1 protein-coding gene is annotated in these 1,369 nt (G+C 70.6%); it reads left to right on the top strand.

Going from position 1 to position 1,369, the window contains the following annotated elements:
* The coding region (locus tag ACFWPI_RS39635; RefSeq protein ID WP_380425393.1) for an IS1380 family transposase at positions 1 to 1,121 on the top strand (1,121 nt) is incomplete at its 5' end.
* Positions 1,122 to 1,369 lie beyond the last annotated feature (248 nt).

Raw genomic sequence — 1,369 nt, 5'->3', positions numbered from 1 at the left:
CGACCGCGTGGCGACTGCTGGCCGGTATCGATCCTGCCGCGCTCGCAGCGTTGCGCTCGGCCCGAGCCGCCGCCCGGGAGGTCGCCTGGCTGCAGGCCGGCGAGACCCGCCATGGCATCCCGGCCTCGAAGGCGGGAGGACGTGAACTGCCCGGACTGGTCCTGGACATCGACGCCACCCTGGTCACCTGCCATTCCGAGAAGGAACACGCGGCACCCACTTACAAGCACGGCTTCGGCTACCACCCGCTGCTGTGCTTCCTCGACAACACCGGCGAGACGCTGGCGGGTATGCTGCGGCCGGGAAACGCCGCGGCCAACACCGCCGCCGACCACATCAGCGTGCTCGACGCCGCGCTCGCCCAGATACCCGACGCCCACCGCCACGGCACCGAGATCCTCATCCGCGCCGACAGCGCCGGCTCCGCCAAGGCCTTCCTGGCCCACATCCGCGCCCTGCGCTCGAGCGGCGTCCGTACATCGTTCTCCGTCGGATGGTCCATCACCGAGCCGGTCCGCCGGGCGATCCGCCACCTGCCCCGGCAGGTCTGGCATCCCGCCCTCGAACAGGACGGCTCCCTGCGCGCCGGCGCCGAGGTCGCCGAGCTGACCGGCCTGGTCGACCTGCCGGGCCTGCCCGAGGGCACCCGGATCATCGTCCGCCGCGAACGCCCCCACCCCGGAGCCCAGCTCACGCTGTTCGACCTCGACGAGGGCATGCGCCACCAGGTCTTCCTCACCGACACCCCCTACGGCCAGGGCTCCCTGCAACTGCTGGAGGTCCGCCACCGCGCGCACACCCGTGTCGAGGACCGCATCCGCTGCGGCAAGACCACCGGCTTCGGGCGCTTTCCCTCCCGCCACTTCCAGATCAACGCCGCCTGGCTGGAACTGTCCCTGACCGCCATCGACCTGCTCGCCTGGACCCAAACACTCCTCCTGGAAGGCGAGTTGGCCACCGCTGAGCCGAAGAAGCTCCGCTACCGGCTACTGCACGCCGCGGCCCGCATCACCCGCGGCGGCCGCCGTGTGCACCTGCGGATCGCCGCAACCTGGCCCTGGTGCCACGACCTGGCGACCGCCTTCACCCGACTGCAGGCCCTGCCCCGGCCCATCACCTGAACCAGCACGACCATCCCTGCCCACCCACGAACCGGACCTTGGAGACACCGGCCCCGCGCCGGGCACTCTGCATGCCCTCACACCCCCGCACAGGCACAACGCGCCGCCTGCGCCATCAACCCAACTCAGCCGGACCCAACTGAAAGGCGCAGGCTAGTGTCTTGAGTCTGGAATTCGCTTCAGATATCCGGCGAGGCGTTCGAGGATCTCGTCGGCGGTCTTGGTCCAGACGTAGGGCTTCGGGTCGG

Origin of the sequence: Kitasatospora sp. NPDC058492, from assembly GCF_042720685.1 — a bacterium.
Taxonomy (GTDB): domain Bacteria; phylum Actinomycetota; class Actinomycetes; order Streptomycetales; family Streptomycetaceae; genus Kitasatospora.
Note: the sequence above shows the minus strand (reverse complement) of the source record. Positions and strands in the feature narration are given on the sequence as shown.